Raw genomic sequence first — 19,332 nt, 5'->3', positions numbered from 1 at the left:
CAAAAATTAATCGGGTAAACCATTCTTATACTCGCTGTGACGAAAATAGATGTATAATTAATCGACGAAAGTACCTCATGCAAATTAAATGGATGAAAAAATTTACTAGGCTAGATTTATTTTACAGCTTAAAACTTATATTCTGAAAGTGGTTTTGGAAATTCTTCTGGGTTTGCAGCCAAATGATAACGCGGGTCATCCACATTTTCGATAATAACTTCTTTAAATTTCGGACTGGCTTTATAAAGTAAAAGTTTACAGTCTTCGCTTAAATGTTTTAGTTTGATGGTTTTTCCTTCAGCTTCGTATTTTTCAACTAAATTAAAAATGGCTTCTAGAGCAGAGTGATCGCTAATGCGAGATTCTACAAAATCTATTTCCACCATTTGAGGATCATTTTTCGCATCAAATTTTTCATTAAAAGCCGTAATACTTCCAAAGAACAAAGGGCCCCAGATTTCATATACTTTCGTGCCATCTTCGCGCATGCGTTTTCGGGCTCTAATACGTTTGGCGTTTTCCCAAGCAAACGATAAAGCTGAAATAATGACACCAACAAATACGGCAATCGCTAAATCATATATCACCGTAACAGATGAAACTATGACTAGAACAAATGCATCAGATAATGGGATTTTTTTAATAATTCTAAAACTAGACCAAGCAAAGGTTTCAATAACCATCATAAACATAACGCCTATTAGCGCGGCTATTGGTACTTGTTCAATTAATTTGTCAGTAAAAAGTATAAAGGTTAGTAGCGTTAACGCCATTACGATACCAGATAAACGGCCACGACCACCAGCGTTAATATTAATTACCGTTTGACCAATCATTCCACAACCTCCAGTTCCGCCAAAAAGACCCGACACAATATTCCCCGTTCCTTGGGCAATACATTCTTTGTCGCCATTTCCACGCGTATCTGTTAATTCGTCCACCAAATTCATAGTCATCAACGATTCGATCAAGCCCACAGAAGCTGCTAGAAAGGCATATGGTAAAATGAAGTTTAAAGTATCTAAATTAATAGGAAGATTTTGCCACAACTCTAAATTTGGAGTGGGAAACTCACCTTTTAAACCGGTTCCGCCACCTTCAATAATATAAGATCCAACAGTTGATACATCTAAGTTAAATCCGATTGTGATGAAAGTTGTAGCTAAAATAGCCGTTAAAGCTGCTGGAATTTTTTTAGTGATTCTTGGTAAACCCGTCATAATTGCCATGGTTAAAAACACCAAGCCCAGCATCATGTAAAGTTCCGAACCCTGCATATAGGTACTTACGTATGTTTTAACACCATCTGTGGAAACTTCTAAAGATTTATGCGTAAACATTTTTACCTGCGCCCAAAAAATAACAATAGCCAAACCGTTAACAAAACCCAACATAACAGGATGCGGAATTAAGCGCACAAAACGTCCTAATTTAAATACACCTGCTAAAATTTGAATGATGCCCATTAAAATAACACAGGCCATTAAATAGAAAAAACCCATGTTTTCTATGGGCTGATCGAAAAGCATGCCTTTAGTATGGCCTTCGGCAATCATAGCCACAAAAATTACAGCAACGGCACCAGCAGCACCAGAAATTAATCCAGGTCTTCCTCCAAAAATAGCAGCTATCAATCCCACGATAAATGCACCCGAAAGCGCCATCAACGGATCAATTTGCGCCACAAAAGCAAATGCTACTACTTCTGGTATCATGGCTAATGACACGGTAACACCGCTTAAAATATCATTTTTAGGATTAGTTGTAAATTTTTTAAAAAATTGGGTCATTTTACTTTTTTTAAGGCTGCAAAAGTACAGTTATTATGAGCGGCAACAAGCTTAAATTCTGATAAATTGATTAGTTTTACCCTATAAATATCTAATTATGATTCGATTTGGTCTCCTGCTAACTATTTGTTTAGCCTTCAATTTTTTACAAGCTCAAAACAAGAAAACTGATTTTATAACTGTTTTTGAAACCAGTAAGGGGATAGAAACAGCAACTTATTCAGAAACCATTCAGTTTTATACAGGTTTAGCGAAGGTATATCCGCAAATTCAGATTAAGGCCATTGGCAAAACGGATTCTGGTGAGCCTTTGCATATGGTAACATTTAATTCAGAATCCGAATTTAATTTTGAAACTATACGGAAAAAAAAGCGTATTTTATTAATTATAAATGGCATTCATCCTGGGGAAAGTGATGGTATTGATGCTTCCATGATGTTATACCGCGATATGGCCCAAGGGAAAATTGCAACACCAAAAAATACCGTATTAGTAACGATACCCATTTATAATGTAGGTGGTAGTTTAAATAGGAATACAAGTTCACGTGCCAATCAAGATGGTCCAAAAGCTTATGGATTTAGAGGTAATGCCCAGAATTATGATTTGAACCGCGATTTTATAAAAAACGATACCGAAAATGCCAAAACCTTTGCACAGATATTTCATTTAGTAAAACCCGATATTTTTATTGATAATCATGTTAGTAATGGCGCAGATTACCAATATACGTTGACGCATTTATTTACCCAGCACAATAAATTAGGTGGCGCATTAGGTAATTTTTTGCAAAACAAAATGATGCCCGCTTTAGAAGCCGATTTACAACAAAAAGACTGGGATATTACACCTTATGTCAATGTTTTCAATGAAGTTCCTGAAATTGGTTTTAGCCAATTTATGGATTATCCACGATATTCAACAGGTTATACCGCGCTCTGGAATGTGTTTGGAATGATGGTGGAAACACACATGCTAAAACCTTATAAGCCCAGAGTGAAAGGAACTTATGAATTAATGCGAAGTATGCTTGCTATTATTGAAAAAGAAGGAAAACAGATTTCTGAACTACGAAAAGCAGCGTTTGAAAAATTTAAAAATCAAAAAACCTATGTTTTAGATTGGGAAGTAGATACCACAAAATTTACGACTTTAAACTTCAAAGGTTTTGAAGGGGAAATGATAACTAGTGCTGTAACAGGAAAACAGCGCTTAAAATATAATAGAAATAAACCTTTTGAGAAACCTGTTACATATCAAAATTACTTTAAACCGACTGTAGAGGTTTCTGTTCCAAAAGCCTATGTAATTCCCCAAGGTTGGCACAAAATTATTGATTTATTAAAGCGAAACGGGATTGAAATGTCGCGATTCAAAAATGACACTATTATCTCCGTAGAATCCTATAAAATTGCGGATTTTGAGACCCGTAAAAGTCCGTATGAAGGTCATTATCAGCATTATCAAACTACCGTTTTAACGTCACAAGAATCGGTTGCTTTTAGAAAAGGCGACTATCTCATTGCTACAAAGCAAAATGGTATGCGTTATATTTTAGAAACCTTGGAGCCGCAAGGCCCAGATTCTTTTTTTAACTGGAATTTTTTCGATACTATTTTACAAAGAAAAGAAGGGTTTTCACCTTATGTTTTTGAAGATACCTCTAAAGATTTATTGGATAATAATGCAGAATTAAAATTGGAATTTCAATCCAAAAAACAATCTGAACTTGAATTTGCCAATAATTGGTATATGCAATTAAATTGGCTCTACGAAAGGTCTCCGAATTCAGAGGCGGCTTATAAACAATATCCCGTTTATCGCGTGAAATAATTAAATTTTATAAAGGTATGGCGGTTTGAAATGTAGATTGTTAGCGATGTTTTAGTCTATCAAAAATTATTTTTTATATCATGTAAAATGTGTTTAAAAATAACCTAATTTTGAATCAAATCTATATCGCGTTTTACGCCTTTAATGAACAAGTATATTGTTGTTAATCAACCTGAAAAATGGAATTTCTCTATTGAGAACATAACTGTTATTTCATCACAAGATTACCTAACCAATCCAAAATTTTCTCTTTTAAAAAAAGCTAGAATCTTTAATTTATGTAAAGATTATTCATACCAATCTAAAGGGTATTATGTGTCACTTTTAGCTGAAGCAAGAGGCCATTTAGCCATTCCAACGGTTAAGAATATTGTAGATTTAAAAGCGCTGAAATTGGTGCGGATTGTGTCCGACGAGTTTGATGACGTGATTCAGACAAGTTTAAAAAACATCAAGTCACAAGACTTTACGTTAAGTATCTATTTTGGTCAAAATGTGGCGCATAAGTATAAGGAATTAAGTTCCATGTTTTATAAACATTTCCAAGTGCCATTTCTACGTGTAAAATTTAATCATAGTAATAAATGGCATGTTCAGAGTATTCGAGCTATTTCGGAGTCGGAAATTCCGGAAGAACATATGCCGAGTGTTCATGAGTTTGCCAATCAATATTTTGCTAAAAAACGCTATGATACGCCGAAATTAACCAAATCGGATTTCGATTTAGCCATTTTGGTCAATCCTAATGATCCCGCGCCGCCAAGTAACCCAAAAGCATTAAAGCGTTTTATAGATGTGGCCGAAAAAATGAATATTTATGCGGAAATTATCGAGCCAAAAGACTTATCGCGTTTGTCCTCTTTTGATGCGCTGTTAATCCGTCAAAGCACGGAAGTTAATAATGAAGCCTATGCATTTGCTAGAAAAGCACAGCAAGATGGGATTGCCATTGTGGATTATCCAGATGCCATTTTAAAATGCTGTAATAAGGTTTATATGGCAGAAGCCTTGAATAATGCCAACATTGCTACCCCAAAAACCATTATTGTACATAAGGATAATCGAAACGATGTAATTAGTCAAGTAGGGTTGCCCTGCGTGTTAAAAGCGCCTGATTCCACTTTTTCTTTTGGTGTGAAAAAAGCAAAAACAGAAGAAGAGTATCATGCTTTAGTAACCAGTATGCTTAAAGAATCTGATTTGATTATTGCTCAAGAATTTTGCCCGTCAGATTATGATTGGCGCATTGGAATTATTGACGATAAGGTGTTTTTTGCCTGTAAATATTATATGGCGCCAGACCATTGGCAAATTTATAATTGGAGTGCGGATACTAAAGATGATCAATTAGGTAATGCCGATTGTTTACCAATTGAAGATGTGCCACAAAAAATAATAGATATGGCTTTGAAATCGGCTAAACTAATGGGAAAAGGTCTTTATGGCATTGATATTAAAGTGGTGGATGGAAAACCCATGGTAATAGAAATTAATGATAACCCTAATATTGATTTTGGCGTAGAAGATGCCTTTTATGGTGATGGTGTTTATATAGATATTTTAACGGCTCTTAAAAACAGATTGGATTAATTATGAGTTCAAAAAGATATCATTTGTTTGAAGTTTATGGCATTGAATTGGAGTATATGCTCGTTTTTAATAGCTTTAAACCAGCCGCTATTGTTGATAAATTACTAACCAAAAAAGCAGGTGAGTTGACTTCTGATCTTGAAAATGGCGACATTGCTTGGAGTAATGAATTAGTGGCTCATGTTTTAGAATTAAAAACCAATGGCCCTACAACCAATTTAAATGGATTGTCCGAGTTATTTCATAAAAACGTTTTAGAAATTAATAAGCTTTTAAAAGGAATGGACGCGCATTTATTACCAACAGCAGCGCATCCTTTATTAAATCCGCTAACAGATACCGAACTATGGAAACATAGTTATAGTGAAGTTTATGAACTTTATAATCGTATTTTTAATTGTAAAGGTCACGGCTGGAGTAATGTGCAAAGTACCCATATTAATTTGCCGTTTTTTGATGATAAAGAGTTTGAAAAGCTACACGCTGCCATTCGAATCATTTTACCGCTCATTCCGGGATTATGCGCAAGTTCCCCTATTTTAGAAGGTGAAAACACCGGAATTAAGGACTCGCGATTAGAATATTACAAAACCAATCAAAAGGAAATTCCAGAATTAACAGGATTGGTAATTCCAGAACGTGTTTTCTCTAAAGTGGATTATTATGCAACGGTTTTCGAGCCCATTAATCTTGCCATAAAACCACATGATACCAATAATATTTTAGATCATCATTTCTTAAATTCACGTGGCGCAATTGCACGTTTTGATAGAAATGCAATTGAAATTCGATTGGTGGATATTCAGGAATGTCCAAAAGCAGATATGGCTGTTTGTGTACTTATTATTGAAGTTTTAAAACTTTTGGTGAATAAGAAATTAGCACTTTTACACGACCAAAAACAATGGACGAAAGAAGATTTATTTGCCATTTTAAATCCTATTATTAAAGAAGGTGAAAATTATACGATTTCTAATTTAGAGTATTTAAAACTTTTTCAAGTCGAAGAAAGCGTGACCGTTCAAGTCTTGTGGCACCATCTTTTTAATTTGGTAAAAGAGCATATAGATTCGTCTCATCATGCAGCTATTTCTATTATTTTAAATGAAGGCACCTTGTCAACCCGTATTTTGAAAGCGGTTGCAAATGATTATTCAGAACAAAATATTAGAAAAGTATATTTGGAATTAGCGGATTGCCTTAATAAAAACGAACTTTTTCAACCTTGAAACTTGTTTTAACCTGCGAACATGGAGGAAATGATATTCCGAAAGAATTTCAATCCCTATTTGAAAATAAGAATGCCATTTTAAATTCCCATCGCGGTTATGATTTAGGTGCTTTGGATTTGTTTCAGGCTTTAAAACCGCTCGCCGATTTTTCTAAATTTAGCACGGTAAGTCGGTTGTTAGTGGAATTGAATCGGTCATTACATCATAAAAATCTATTTTCTGAATTTACAAAAAGCTTTACAAAAGCGGAAAAGGATAACGTTCTTCAACAATTTTATAAACCGTATCGGGAGGCCGTAGAATGTGAAATTTCTAATCTTATTAAACAAGGAGAAACCGTGTTGCATCTATCCATTCATAGTTTCACGCCAATCTGGAATCAAGAGGAACGTTCAGTAGATATCGGTTTACTCTTTGATCCTCGCGTTCTTCAGGAAAAACAATTTTGTAAGAGTTTAAAATCTGAAATTTTAAGCAGTGAGATCTATAAAATTCGGTTTAATCAGCCGTATCTAGGTAAAGCCGATGGTTTTACAAGCTATTTGCGAAAACAGTTTCCTGCCAATTATTTGGGTATTGAAATTGAAATAAATCAGAAGTTTTCTAAAAATAATGCTATGCCAAATTATCTAAAAACAGCTTTTTTAACCGTTTTGAAGACTATGATTTAAAATAGTAACTTAATATTAGCGTAACTATTTTCTAAAGCTTTTTCAGCCTCCTGTGGGTTTAGCCAAGCAACTTTGGTAATGCCTTCATCTTCTTGGGGCTCTAGAGGACCGGAGTAAGAGGATGTCATTTCAAACCAATAGGTTATTTTTATTTTATATTTTCCGTTGCGCTTGAAAATGTGGTATGTGGTTTCTAATGGTTTCACAATTTTTAAGCCTGAAATCCCCGTTTCTTCTTCTACTTCACGAATGGCTGTAGTTTCAATGCTTTCTTTTTTTTCGGTTTTCCCTTTGGGTAAATCCCATTTATCATTTCTGTAAATAAATAATATTTCGCCTTTATCATTAAAAACCTTGCCACCACCTGCAACCACATTGGGTAGTTTCTTTAGGAATTTTTTCAGAAGTTTTTCTTCTTTGGCATGTATAAGGTGAACTTCCTTAACAGATTTTTTGTTAAGTTCTTTAATGACTTTCGCTATGGAAACAGATTTTAATAAGTAGTTTTTAAAAGATGCTTCTTTTTCAACCTCTGTTGTTAAGATAATTGGTTTATCATTAACAAATACTTTATACATACGGTCTGTTATTGCAATTAGGTTTGGTAAAAATATTAAAAAAAAGATCATAGCCATACAATTAAAAAATTAATTTTAAAACCATTTTTAAAAATGTAGATTAGGTAAAAATTTGTAATTTTGAAGCTATGATTTTTAACGAACACACAGCCAGAAAAACTGCCGAAGTTTTACTTCAGGTAAACGCCATAAAATTACAGCCAAATGATCCCTTTACTTGGGCCTCGGGATGGAAGTCGCCAATTTATTGCGACAATAGAATTGTACTTTCTTACCCACCGATTAGAAATTACATTCGCGAAACTATGGCCAAACAAATTGAAAAAGAATATGGTAAGCCAGACGTCATTGCAGGTGTTGCAACGGGAGCCATTGGTATAGGTATGTTGGTAGCCGAGTATCTTGGTTTGCCTTTTGTTTATGTAAGACCAGAAGCAAAAAGTCACGGTCGCCAAAATCAAATTGAAGGTCATTTGGAACCAGGACAAAATGTGGTGGTAGTTGAAGATTTAATTAGCACGGGTCAAAGTAGCTTAAATGCGGTGCGCGCTTTAAGAGAAAATCATGCTAATGTTAAAGGAATGATTGCTATTTTTACCTATGGATTTGATGTTTCAAAAGCCAATTTTGAAAAAGAAAATGTTCATTTAATAACCTTAAGTGATTATAATGCACTTTTAGAAGAAGCGTACCACTCCAATTATATTTCAACAAAAGAACAAGATATTTTAGCAACTTGGAATGCAAATCCTTCTGAATGGAATGCTAATTAATATTATTTATTAAATTTTATACCCATTATTATGAATTTAGAATCACCGAAAACTACTATAAATAAATCGTCAGAAGCTGTATTTAATTTCTTGTCGGATATTAAAAACTTCGAAAAATTAATGCCTGAAAATATCAGTAAATTTGAAGTGTTAGGCGAGGATAAATTCCTTTTCGCTTTAAAAGGGATGCCTGAAATAGTTTTGAAGAAAAAAGAAATGACACCAAATAGTCAAATTGTATTAGGTGCAGCTGGTGGAAAGTTGGATTTTTCTTTAATCGGAAATATTATAGAAATAGATGCCAACACCAGTGAAGTACAACTGCAATTTAGTGGCGATTTTAATCCAATGATGGCTATGATGATTAAAGGTCCTATTTCAAAATTTATCGAAACCTTGGCAACCAACATGCCTAAAGCGGTTTAATACAGCAACGCAATTTCTTTTAATTCGTATTCGGCAATAATTTCGTCCTCTAATAAAACACGTAAATTGCCTGAATTGCTTATGCCTTTAATATATCCGGTAAATAATGAATTTTCCTGATCTCTAAAAGTAGAAGGTTTGTCTTTTCTGAAAAGATAACTTTCGTAAAGTTCCTTTAAAGCAATATGCTGATTGTTTTTTAATTCATTAAAATAGAATTCTAAATTAGTAACAACGCTTTGTAAAACTTCATCTGTATTAAAAGGCATGCCTGCAATTAGTCTTAAAGACGATGCATTTGGAAGATTTTGAAATTGCATTTGGTTCACATTTAACCCAATACCTATAATAGTACCACCAAATGTGTTTTGTTTAATAATATTTTCAATAAGAATCCCGCATATTTTCTTGTCCTCTGACAAAATGTCGTTAGGCCATTTAATGCGTAATTTGGGAATTAAAAAATATTGTAATGTTTTGATGATAGCAAGAGAGGTTACCAAACTAATATAGAAGTTATCGCGAAATTTAATAAACGAAACGTCTTTGAATACACTAAACATCAGGTTCTTGCCACTGTCAGATTCCCATGTTGTACCACGTTGTCCACGGCCGCTAGTTTGCTGTTTCGCAGTGACGACGGTGTAATCTTCCAAGGGTGCCTTTATGCTTAATGCTCTTAAATAAGAGTTGGTAGAATCGGTGGCATCAAGTTTGATTATATGCATTCTGTAAATTATTGAATAGAGACGAAAAATCTTATGATTTTTTTACGGTATAAAGAACTAAAAAAATAATAACTTTGCACAAATTAAATTAATTGAATGGCAAAAAAACAAATCAATGCAGACCAATTGATAGCTACTATTTTAAGCGGAATTGAGGACGTAAAAGGAAAAGAGATAAATATTTTAGATTTACGCGAAATTGAAAACACGGTTTGCGATTACTTTATTATATGCGAAGGTACTTCAAATACGCAAGTTAACGCCATTGTAAACTCCATCCAGAAAAAAGTAAGTAAAGAACTTAAAGATAAGCCTTGGCATATTGAAGGTTCTGAAAATGCCGAATGGGTATTAATGGATTACGTGAACGTTGTTGTTCATGTTTTTCAAAAACATATTCGTGAGTATTATGATATTGAAAGCCTTTGGGGTGACGCAAAAATAACGGTAATTGAAACAAACTATTAAGGAATATTAATGACAAAGGATACTAAAAACACCAAAAACAAAAAACCTAAATTCAATCCATATTGGATTTATGGTGGAATCATAGTTATATTTTTAGGAATGCAAATTTTGGGCGGCAGTGGATTTGATGAAACAAATCCAACTACACCTTCTCAATTTATGTCCTACTTAAAAGATGGCGATGTTGATAAAGTAGAAATTGTAAATAGGCGGGAAGCTAAAGTTTTTTTAACAAAGGAAGCAGAAGCAAAAGAAGTTCATAAAAAATCGAAACCAAATTCAATTTTACCGTCATCAGGAAAAGCGCCAAACTATCGTTTTGAGTTTGGAGATCTTCAAAACTTTGAAGATGATATTGCTACGGCAATAAAAACAGAAAATTTAGATCCTAGACCTAAAGTAGAATACAAAACTGAACAAAATTTATGGGGTGATTTCTTAATTGGATTGCTACCGTTTATTTTATTAATTGGTGTTTGGATTTTCATCATGAAGCGTATGTCAGGCGGTTCTGGTGGTGGTGCTGGTGGTCAGTTATTTAATATAGGTAAATCACGTGCTAAATTATTTGATGAAAATACGGATGTTAAAACGTCTTTTAAAGATGTAGCTGGTTTAGAAGGTGCTAAAGAAGAAGTACAAGAAATTGTAGATTTTTTAAAGAATCCAGATAAGTACACAAATTTAGGAGGTAAAATTCCTAAAGGTGCATTATTAGTAGGGCCTCCAGGAACAGGTAAAACATTATTAGCCAAAGCCGTTGCAGGTGAAGCCAAGGTGCCATTTTTCTCATTATCAGGTTCAGATTTTGTGGAAATGTTTGTAGGTGTAGGAGCTTCTCGTGTGCGTGATTTATTTAAACAAGCCAAAGAGAAATCTCCAGCAATTATTTTCATTGATGAAATTGATGCTATTGGTCGTGCTCGTGGTAAAAATAATATGTCAGGTTCTAATGATGAACGTGAAAATACTTTAAACCAATTATTAACGGAAATGGATGGTTTTGGTACTAACTCTAACGTTATAGTGATTGCAGCAACTAACCGAGCTGACGTATTGGATAAAGCTTTAATGCGTGCCGGACGTTTTGATAGACAAATTTTTGTAGATCTTCCGGATGTTCGTGAGCGTAAGGAAATTTTTGAAGTGCATTTAAGGCCTTTGAAAAAATCAGACGATTTAGATATCGATTTTTTATCCAAGCAAACACCAGGTTTCTCTGGAGCAGATATTGCTAACGTTTGTAACGAAGCCGCATTAATTGCCGCTAGAAATAATAAGAAAGCTGTTGATAGACAGGACTTTTTAGATGCCGTTGATAGAATTGTTGGTGGTCTTGAAAAGAAAAATAAAATTATTACGCCAGGCGAGAAGCGGGCTGTTGCTTTCCATGAAGCTGGTCATGCTACTATAAGTTGGATGCTTGAACATGCTGCGCCATTAGTAAAAGTTACTATAGTTCCTCGTGGACGTTCTTTAGGAGCGGCTTGGTATTTGCCAGAAGAACGCTTAATTGTGCATCCAGAACAAATGCTAGATGAAATGTGCGCCGCTTTAGGTGGTCGTGCTGCAGAAAAAGTGATGTTTGATAGAATTTCCACTGGTGCGTTAAGCGATTTGGAAAAAGTAACCAAACAAGCGCGTGCCATGGTAACTATTTATGGTTTAAGCGAAAAAGTTGGAAACTTAACCTATTATGATTCTTCAGGTCAAAACGAGTATGGTTTTACCAAACCTTACAGTGAAAAAACTGCGGAATTAATTGATAACGAAATCTCTCGGATCATAGAAGAACAGTACCATCGTGCAATAAAAATTCTAGAAGAAAATAAAGATAAGTTAACCGAATTAGCTGATGTTTTATTAGAGAAAGAAGTTATTTTTAAAGACAATCTAGAAAAAATATTTGGTAAACGTGCTTTTGGACCACAAGTTTTACTTGCTGAAGAAGAAGAATAATCATATTTTTACTGTTAACATTTATTTAAAATCTTAAATTAGCCTTACGGTTCGTTTAAGATTTTTTATATTTGAAGAACACCTTAAAATACTCAGATTAATAGCGAAAACATAAATGAGTCTATTCAGAAAAATTTTTGGTTCAAAAACGGATAGTTCGGAGAATGAATTAAAATCTAATGAGCGTGGTAAATACATGCCAGAAATTAAATTGCCTATAGATGAGCGGTTTACTATAAACTTCAAAAAAAATGGTGGCAAATTTCTGTATTGTGAAAATTTAGATGAGGTTTTTGATAGTTTAAATAATATTATTCTTGAGAATGATTGGGAAGATACCAATGTCTTAATTTATGATGAGCAACTGCGTTTACGCTTTGAAAACTCTGGTTTAAATGTTACGCGTGTTAGTCCTGAAGCCACATATTTTTTAACCACTTGCGAAAATTTAATTGCTGATGATGGTTCCTTACTTATTTCATCCAATCAAATAGCCGAAAAAAGACTCGTAGAATTTCCAGAGCATGTTATTGTTTTTGCTACTACAAGTCAAATTACCGGAAGTATTGGTGAAGGTTTACGTGGCATCAAAAATAATAATACTACAAAAATACCTACCAATATTACCACCATAAAGCATTTTAAAACTTTAGATACTAAAGAAAAAGAAGAGGACTTTATGAATTATGGTAGTAATTCCAAAAATTTATATCTACTTCTTTTAGAAGACCTTTAGCATGAAAGAAATCCTTATTAGATCCTTTACAGGGCTGTTGTATATTTCCTTGTTAATGCTGTCTCTATTAAACGAACATGCCTTAATTATTCTGTTTTTTGTGTTTGGCTTGATTTGTATGGGCGAATTTAAAAAGCTCATTAACTACAAATCAAATTGGCCATATTTTATATTCGTTTCCATGTATCTCGTTTTTGGATATTGGCAATTTTTAATGAAGTCGGATACGGGTTTAATTCCAGCAACACGTATACTTCAGGTAATAACAATTTTTGTGCAACTCATATTAATTAAAGACTTGTTTTCTGAAAAGAAAATACCGCTGTTTATTTCTAAACGCTTTCTAATCTCCACCTTTTATTTGTCTAGTGCATTTGTGTTTTTGGTGCTTATAGCTAATTATCAAGGTACTTACAATCCTTTAATTTTATTAGGATCTTTTATATTAGTTTGGGTGAACGATACCTTTGCTTTTTTAGTCGGAAAAAACTTTGGTAAACAAAAACTATTTGAAAAAATTTCACCAAAAAAAACGGTTGAAGGTTTTATTGGTGGCTTGTTTTTTTCGTCTGTAGCTAGTTATTTTATTGCTATCTTTACCGAAACATTGAATTTCAATAATTGGCTTATTATAGCCATTATAATTAGTGTTTTTGGTACATTAGGAGATTTAATAGAATCCAAATTTAAACGTCAAGCAGGTGTTAAAGATAGTGGTGTAATTATGCCCGGTCATGGCGGTTTGCTAGACAGACTAGACAGTATTATTTTTGCTGCACCATTTGTTCATCTGTTTTTAGATATTATTTAATATGTTTCACAAAGAAGGTCATAAAATTATTGTAGGTACGCTTGTTATTGTGGTAGCCTTATTTTTAATTACTGATACGTATATCATTCTGCCATGGTTAAACATGATGGTTATGATTATTTTGTTGGTCTTTTTATTGCTGATTTTACAATTTTTTAGAAACCCAAAACGCCAAACATCTTATAATGATAATTACGTGGTATCTCCAGTTGATGGAAAGGTTGTGGTGATTGAGGAAGTTTTTGAAAAGGAGTTTTTCAAAGAAAAACGTTTGCAAGTAAGTATTTTTATGTCTCCTATAAATGTTCATGTTACCCGTTATCCAATAGGAGGAAAGGTAATTTATAGCAAATATCATCCTGGAAAATATTTGGTAGCATGGCATCCAAAAGCTAGTGAGGAAAACGAACGTACAACAGTAGTTGTAGAGAATGAGGTTTACGGACCTGTTTTATACAGACAAATAGCTGGAGCATTGGCTAAACGTATTGTTAACTATGCTAAAGAAGGACAAGAAATTAATCAAGGCATGGATTCTGGATTTATAAAATTCGGTTCAAGAGTAGATTTGTTTTTGCCTTTAGGTACCAATATTAAAGTGAGGTTGAATCAAAAAGTGCGCGGCGCTGAAAGTATCATAGCTGAAAAGGAATGACCTCGGAAGAATTAGATATCGCCTTTAAGGAAGCTGTTGATAGAATTAACGATTATCATGAGCCGTTTCCTGCTGACTTTCTATTGCGTCTTTATGCCTATTATAAAAAGGCTACTAACGATTATAGTCGGCCTAGCAGCAGTAAACCTTTAATTACTGCTTTTAAAACGAACGCTTTATTTCAAATAAAAAATATTACAGAAGACGAAGCCAAAGAAACTTACATAGGCTTGGTAAATAATTACTTCTTATACCGAAAATAAAGCAACAGAAAAGCTTTTAAACTTTCCTGTTGATTATTTATATCTACTTTTTTTCTAATACAAACTCTAATGGTTTACCAGTTGATCCACTTGGGAAACTGATTCCTAACATGGCAGACATGGTAGTTGCTATATCTGGAATAACTGTTTTTTCTAATGTACTACCGTGAGTAATACCCTTTCCGAAGAACAATAGAGGAACATGGGTATCGTAATTATAACCACTTCCATGACTAGAGCCCGTGTTGCTGTAGGAAAGATGCCCAGCATTTGGAACTATTAAAACATCGCCAGATCGTTTTTGATTAAAGCCATTTTGTAATAAAGATTCTATACCAACAGTAAAAGAGGCATTATTCATTGTTGTTGCAGAATATACTTTATCTACATCCGTAAAACTAATTAGAGCGTTTACAATCGTTTCTTGAACGTCGGATAAATTCAATTTTAAAGCTAAAATTTTCTCTCTATTCAAGAAAATTTGACTGTTACTAACATTTTCAATTAAATCATCACTACCAAACGTTTCTTTCATGAAGGTATTAAATTGCTGTTTCGTTTCCTTATTGTTTAAATATCCTGATGGAATTTTTACAGATTTTAAATAGGAAGGCACTTCCACAGCGCCATGATCCGAGGTTAAAAAAACCGTATATTCACCAACACCAACTGTTTTATCTAAATACGTGAAAAGGCGCTCTAAATCCAAATCTAGTCTTAAATAGGTATCTTGAACTTCCTTGGAACTTACACCAAAATTATGACCTACATAATCCGTTGCAGAATAGCTTAAAGTTAATACATCCGTATAATTATCTAGTCCTAATTGCTCTCCAGCAATGGCGGCTAAAGCGAAATCGGTTGTTAAACTATTTCCGTAAGCCACTGCTTTCAAAATATCATAACCTTTATTCGTGTCTTTTAACATCGCTAAATCATAAGGGAAAGTAGGCGTTTCTTTTCCTTTAAAACCACCTTCAAATGCGCTTAAGTCAGGGCCACTTTCTGTATAAGTTTCTATTGGATAAAGCGTATTCCATTCTCTTAAATACGATTCTGCAATGTCGGCGCTGTTAAAATTTTTCACCCATTTTGGTAAATCGGCCATATAAAAAGTACTGCTAATCCATTTTCCTTCATCTTTTCCATGGAACCAATAGGCAGCATTAGCAGTATGTCCAGCTGGTAAAATGGCGCCTCTATCTTTTAATGCTACACCAATAGTTTTTCCTTGCATTTGTGTAAATAGTCGATTTTCATCAGCAAAAGAAGTTGTCTGCATACGGTGTGGTGACATTTGGCCAGCGTCATCCGTTGTGCCTAAAGATTGCATGGTATCATCGCCTGCGCAATAAACCGATTTTTTTAATTCTTTATCGTACCAATCATTAGCAATTATTCCATGATATTTAGGCGTAGTTCCAGTAAAAACGGAAGCGTGACCAGGACCTGTATAAGTCGGAATATAATTAAAATGGTTGTTTTTGCAGTTAAAGCCTTCATTCATCATGCGTTTGAAACCGCCTTCGGAATATTTATTATAAAATCGGGTTAAATAATCATAGCGCATTTGGTCAACAACAATACCAACAACCAATTTAGGATTGCTGTTTTGCATGTTTTTTTCTGATGAAACTACTGTTTCTACAGTTGGCTTTTGGGCTTGGCACGACGTTATAAAATAGGCAATCGCCGTAAAAAGAAGAAGATTTTTCATTTTGAATGTTAAATTAAATTCAAAAGTAATGATTTTTAAATTTCCCTAATTAAAATTACCGTTAAATACATTTTTGTTCTTTATTTTAGCCGGAAGAAAACGCAGAATGAATTACCTACATAATATTGGTGCTTATTTTTTGATGATTAAGGAAATTTTTCGCAAACCCACGAAGTGGTCTGTGATGAAACGCTTAATTTTTAATGATATTGACGATTTAATTATTGGCTCATTAGGTATTGTAGCCTTTATTTCTTTCTTCGTTGGTGGTGTTGTTACCATTCAAACGGCATTGAATATGACTAGTCCAATTATTCCGAAAACGCTTGTTGGTTTTGCCACAAGGCAATCTGTAATTTTGGAATTTGCGCCTACTTTTATCTCTATTATTATGGCAGGAAAAGTGGGATCTTTCATTACATCCAGTATTGGTACCATGCGCGTTACAGAGCAAATTGATGCATTGGAAGTAATGGGAATAAACGCGGTGAATTATTTGGTTTTCCCAAAATTTGTGGCATTAATGTTATATCCTTTTGTTATATCTATTGCTATGTTTTTAGGTATTGTAGGCGGTTTAGCGGCCTGTTATTTTGGTGGTTTTGCAACAGTTGAAGATTATGTAACCGGTGTCCAAATGGATTTTATTCCTTTTCACATTACCTACGCATTTATAAAAACTACTGTGTTTGCTTTCCTTTTAGCTACCATCCCTTCTTATTATGGTTTTTATATGAGAGGTGGTGCCTTGGAAGTTGGTAAAGCAAGTACCACATCGTTTGTGTGGACCAGTGTTATGATTATTCTTTGTAACTATATATTAACTCAAATGATGTTGACTGTATGATAGAAGTTAAAGGTATCCACAAATCGTTTGGTGATTCTCATATTTTAAAAGGTATTTCTACCAGTTTTGAAAAGGGGAAAACAAGTTTAGTGATTGGTCAAAGTGGATCAGGAAAAACGGTTTTTTTGAAATGTTTATTAGGATTATTTACGCCGGATGAAGGAACTATTTCTTATGATGGTAAAATTTATTCAGAATTATCAGACGATCAAAGAAGTGAACTACGTGCTGAAATGGGCATGGTTTTTCAAGGTAGCGCACTTTTCGATTCTATGACTATTTTAGAAAACGTTATGTTTCCTTTGCGCATGTTTACCAAGCAAAGTAAAAGCGAAATGCAAGACCGCGCTGATTTTGTTTTAAAACGGGTTAAATTAGAAGACGCCCACAATAAACTGCCTAGTGAAGCATCTGGAGGCATGCAAAAGCGTGTTGCTATTGCACGCGCTATTGTAAACAAACCTAATTATTTGTTTTGTGATGAACCAAACTCAGGTTTAGATCCTAAAACAGCTATGATTATTGATAACTTGATTCAAGAAATTACAGAAGAATATAATATTACCACCGTAATTAACTCTCATGACATGAACTCCGTAATGGAAATCGGTCAGAAAATTGTCTTCTTAAAAGATGGATTAAAAGAATGGGAAGGTTCTAAAGAAAACATTTTTAGAACTGATAATGAAGCTGTAACTAATTTTGTATATTCTTCAGAGCTTTTTAAAAAAGTGCGTCAAATGTACCAAGAAGAACGTAGTTAATTAATCTATTTGTCTAACTATAAGCGTATCTAACTTTAATTTCACCTTTAACCAACGTTCTAGTTTATCTTGTTCTTTCTCAACAGCAGTAGCATTCATTTTAGATTTATTCCATTTAACTGAAAACACAGAAATTGTATCCGTATTTTTAAAATCTGAAACAATTTCAGTAGCATAATTAAAACGTTGTAAATTTTCGTAATTAATTTGAGCCTCTTTTAAGACATCATGAAAAGGAATGGTGTTTTTCTCATATGCAGATAATGCCTTCACACGATTTTCCAACGACACGATTTTTTGAGTCTGCGTTACTAAATCAACCGAATCACGAAACCTAATTTGTTCCATGTATTTCATATTGTCATACTGCTCCATCCGACTTTGATTGAAAATGATTCGCGTTTTTGTTAAGGCCGGATAACTGGCCGTTTTGCTTCGAATAAGACCAATGGTGGATTCAGGAATTTCGCCTAAACCATAGGTGTTAAATTCAATATAGGAATCTCCATTATTATAGCTTGGTATGGTATTCTTCTTAATATATTCATATTGTGGCAACCCTTTTAATTCGGTATCCACGAATTTTCTAGCTTCCACATCAAAATTACTTTTTTGCAAAACACGCACAAAGGTGTATGCAGCAGGAATCATAACTACAATAGCCAATAAGGAGGCAATTCTGGCAATGCGCTTTCTTTTTTTAGAATTCACGTATTTTAACATGGGGAAGCGTAAAGCTTTCAATACTATAAATGTTGCTAAGGCAATAAAAATGGTGTTTATAATAAATAAATACATGGCACCAAAAAAATAAGGCCAATTTCCTTTTGCTAAACCATAACCAGCAGTACATAAAGGCGGCATTAAGGCTGTAGCAATGGCAACACCAAAAATAGCGGAGGCAATTGTACCACGTTTTGTTTTGGCTATTATTAAGGCGGCCCCGCCAAAAAAGGCAATTAATACATCACGAATGTCCGGTTGAACACGACCTAAAAGTTCGGAGGTATCTTCACTTAATGGAAATAACCAAAAGAAAAGGAATGCCGTAAATAAACTTAACACAATCATGGTGGCTAAATTAATTAGCGACTTTTTCATGGTGTCAATGTCATTGACAGCCACAGAAAAACCCACACCTAAAATTGGACCCATTAAAGGGGAAATTAACATGGCACCAATAACAACTGCTGTAGAGTTGGCATTTAATCCAATAGAGGCCACAAAAATAGAACAAACTAAAATCCAAGCGGTAGCGCCTTTAAAGGATATATCTTTTTTAATGGCTTCTATAGTTTCATCACGATCGGTATCTTCACGAAAATCCAACAGCTCCACTAAAAACTTTTTGATATTTTGAAAAAGACCTTTAGCATCTTTAGTTACAGCCTTTTTTGATTCGGCTACAGCCGCATCTTTTTTAGCTTCATCAGCTGCTTGATCTTTCTTTTCTTCCTCATCCGAGAAATTGAATTTATTTTCTTCCATTC

The 19,332-nt window shown here is 34.0% G+C and carries 19 protein-coding genes; 14 read left to right on the top strand and 5 right to left on the bottom strand.

The window, feature by feature from the left end; translation table 11 throughout:
- Window positions 1-128 precede the first annotated feature (128 nt).
- Window positions 129-1,790, bottom strand: a complete 1,662-nt coding sequence (locus tag ES674_RS13120) for a SulP family inorganic anion transporter (RefSeq protein WP_148404726.1) — start codon at window positions 1,788-1,790, stop codon at window positions 129-131.
- A gap of 97 nt (window positions 1,791-1,887) precedes the next feature.
- Here ES674_RS13120 and ES674_RS13115 point away from each other — a divergent pair, with 97 nt between their 5' ends.
- The 4 genes from ES674_RS13115 (at window position 1,888) to ES674_RS13100 (ending at window position 7,117) form a co-directional block, all read left to right on the top strand.
- Window positions 1,888-3,624 carry a M14 family metallopeptidase gene (locus tag ES674_RS13115; RefSeq protein WP_148404724.1) on the top strand — a complete coding sequence of 579 codons (1,737 nt, stop codon included), beginning with the start codon at window positions 1,888-1,890 and terminating at the stop codon, window positions 3,622-3,624.
- Window positions 3,625-3,768: 144 nt separating this feature from the next.
- Window positions 3,769-5,214, top strand: a complete 1,446-nt coding sequence (locus ES674_RS13110) for a RimK family protein (RefSeq protein ID WP_148404722.1) — start codon at window positions 3,769-3,771, stop codon at window positions 5,212-5,214.
- Between the two features lie 2 nt (window positions 5,215-5,216).
- Window positions 5,217-6,443: a glutamate-cysteine ligase family protein gene (locus ES674_RS13105; RefSeq protein ID WP_148404719.1), complete on the top strand. Its 1,227-nt coding sequence runs from the start codon at window positions 5,217-5,219 to the stop codon at window positions 6,441-6,443.
- Window positions 6,440-7,117 carry an N-formylglutamate amidohydrolase gene (locus ES674_RS13100; protein WP_148404717.1) on the top strand — a complete coding sequence of 226 codons (678 nt, stop codon included), beginning with the start codon at window positions 6,440-6,442 and terminating at the stop codon, window positions 7,115-7,117. Before ES674_RS13105 ends, ES674_RS13100 begins: the two co-directional genes overlap by 4 nt.
- On the opposite strand, the gene ES674_RS13095 is transcribed toward ES674_RS13100, so the two are convergent.
- Complete coding sequence (locus tag ES674_RS13095; protein WP_148404715.1) at window positions 7,114-7,695, bottom strand: NUDIX hydrolase; 582 nt, start codon at window positions 7,693-7,695, stop codon at window positions 7,114-7,116. The two genes, ES674_RS13100 and ES674_RS13095, sit on opposite strands and share 4 nt — an antisense overlap.
- 128 nt (window positions 7,696-7,823) lie before the next feature.
- Between ES674_RS13095 and pyrE the strand changes: the two genes are divergently transcribed.
- Both pyrE and ES674_RS13085 read left to right on the top strand, forming a co-directional pair.
- Entirely contained in the window at window positions 7,824-8,468 is a 645-nt protein-coding gene (gene pyrE / locus ES674_RS13090) for an orotate phosphoribosyltransferase (protein ID WP_148404713.1), read from the top strand.
- Between the two features lie 30 nt (window positions 8,469-8,498).
- Window positions 8,499-8,894: an SRPBCC family protein gene (locus ES674_RS13085; protein WP_148404711.1), complete on the top strand. Its 396-nt coding sequence runs from the start codon at window positions 8,499-8,501 to the stop codon at window positions 8,892-8,894.
- On the opposite strand, the gene ES674_RS13080 is transcribed toward ES674_RS13085, so the two are convergent.
- Complete coding sequence (locus tag ES674_RS13080) at window positions 8,891-9,622, bottom strand: biotin--[acetyl-CoA-carboxylase] ligase (protein WP_148404709.1); 732 nt, start codon at window positions 9,620-9,622, stop codon at window positions 8,891-8,893. The genes ES674_RS13085 and ES674_RS13080 overlap by 4 nt on opposite strands.
- Window positions 9,623-9,718: 96 nt before the next feature.
- On the opposite strand from ES674_RS13080, the gene rsfS reads away from it, so the two are divergent.
- From rsfS to ES674_RS13050, 6 genes are all read left to right on the top strand, one after another.
- Window positions 9,719-10,090 (top strand): ribosome silencing factor, encoded by a 372-nt coding sequence (rsfS, locus tag ES674_RS13075; protein ID WP_148404707.1) that lies wholly within the window; start codon window positions 9,719-9,721, stop codon window positions 10,088-10,090.
- A gap of 9 nt (window positions 10,091-10,099) precedes the next feature.
- A complete protein-coding gene (ftsH, locus tag ES674_RS13070) occupies window positions 10,100-12,049 on the top strand; it encodes an ATP-dependent zinc metalloprotease FtsH (RefSeq protein WP_148404705.1) in 1,950 nt (649 codons plus the stop codon).
- 115 nt (window positions 12,050-12,164) lie between these two features.
- On the top strand, window positions 12,165-12,785 hold the full coding sequence (locus tag ES674_RS13065; protein WP_148404703.1) for an LUD domain-containing protein: 621 nt from the start codon (window positions 12,165-12,167) through the stop codon (window positions 12,783-12,785).
- A 1-nt stretch (window position 12,786) separates the two neighbouring features.
- Window positions 12,787-13,596 carry a phosphatidate cytidylyltransferase gene (locus ES674_RS13060; RefSeq protein ID WP_148404701.1) on the top strand — a complete coding sequence of 270 codons (810 nt, stop codon included), beginning with the start codon at window positions 12,787-12,789 and terminating at the stop codon, window positions 13,594-13,596.
- Between the two features lies 1 nt (window position 13,597).
- Window positions 13,598-14,251 carry a phosphatidylserine decarboxylase family protein gene (locus ES674_RS13055; RefSeq protein WP_148404699.1) on the top strand — a complete coding sequence of 218 codons (654 nt, stop codon included), beginning with the start codon at window positions 13,598-13,600 and terminating at the stop codon, window positions 14,249-14,251.
- Window positions 14,248-14,514: an acyl-CoA-binding protein gene (locus ES674_RS13050; protein WP_148404697.1), complete on the top strand. Its 267-nt coding sequence runs from the start codon at window positions 14,248-14,250 to the stop codon at window positions 14,512-14,514. Before ES674_RS13055 ends, ES674_RS13050 begins: the two co-directional genes overlap by 4 nt.
- 43 nt (window positions 14,515-14,557) lie before the next feature.
- On the opposite strand, the gene pafA is transcribed toward ES674_RS13050, so the two are convergent.
- Window positions 14,558-16,231, bottom strand: a complete 1,674-nt coding sequence (gene pafA, locus ES674_RS13045; protein WP_148404695.1) for an alkaline phosphatase PafA — start codon at window positions 16,229-16,231, stop codon at window positions 14,558-14,560.
- Window positions 16,232-16,337: 106 nt separating this feature from the next.
- Here pafA and ES674_RS13040 point away from each other — a divergent pair, with 106 nt between their 5' ends.
- Window positions 16,338-17,078: an MlaE family ABC transporter permease gene (locus tag ES674_RS13040; protein ID WP_148404694.1), complete on the top strand. Its 741-nt coding sequence runs from the start codon at window positions 16,338-16,340 to the stop codon at window positions 17,076-17,078.
- Window positions 17,075-17,842 (top strand): ABC transporter ATP-binding protein, encoded by a 768-nt coding sequence (locus ES674_RS13035; protein WP_148404692.1) that lies wholly within the window; start codon window positions 17,075-17,077, stop codon window positions 17,840-17,842. Before ES674_RS13040 ends, ES674_RS13035 begins: the two co-directional genes overlap by 4 nt.
- Here the strand turns inward: ES674_RS13035 and ES674_RS13030 are convergent, their stop codons facing one another.
- Window positions 17,843-19,330: a DUF389 domain-containing protein gene (locus ES674_RS13030; protein ID WP_148404690.1), complete on the bottom strand. Its 1,488-nt coding sequence runs from the start codon at window positions 19,328-19,330 to the stop codon at window positions 17,843-17,845.
- Between the last annotated feature and the right edge of the window lie 2 nt (window positions 19,331-19,332).

Origin of the sequence: Bizionia myxarmorum (assembly GCF_008086205.1) — a bacterium.
Classification (GTDB): domain Bacteria; phylum Bacteroidota; class Bacteroidia; order Flavobacteriales; family Flavobacteriaceae; genus Algorimicrobium; species Algorimicrobium myxarmorum.
Note: the sequence above shows the minus strand (reverse complement) of the source record. Positions and strands in the feature narration are given on the sequence as shown.